Here is a 288-nt window from a genome sequence, read left to right as displayed (position 1 = left end):
TTGTGTGGCGCTGACGGTGAGCGTGCCATTATTAAAGCTGCTGACATCAAACTCGCTACCACTGATAGTCCATGCCCCAGAGCCATCGGCCGTCACGGTGCGCGATTGGTTATTCGCGCCATCGCTGATGGTCACACTGACACTGGCATTGGCTTCTGCCCCGGAGCCGGTGATCAATACACTGCCATCTTCTACAGCATTGATCCGGCCATCAACCTCAATCGGGGTCGTTATGGTCAAGGCATTCGGTGCTGCGTTATCTAAAATCACTGAGGTGCTGGCTGCACT

Annotated in this window: 1 protein-coding gene; it reads right to left on the bottom strand. The window is 54.5% G+C overall.

Going from position 1 to position 288, the window contains the following annotated elements; genetic code table 11:
* Window positions 1-288: hypothetical protein (locus H5203_RS22610; protein WP_220494719.1), on the bottom strand; the 288-nt coding region annotated here is incomplete at both ends.

This window comes from Pseudoalteromonas sp. SG41-1 (genome assembly GCF_014164575.1).
GTDB classification, from domain to species: domain Bacteria; phylum Pseudomonadota; class Gammaproteobacteria; order Enterobacterales; family Alteromonadaceae; genus Pseudoalteromonas; species Pseudoalteromonas rhizosphaerae.
Note: the sequence above shows the minus strand (reverse complement) of the source record. Positions and strands in the feature narration are given on the sequence as shown.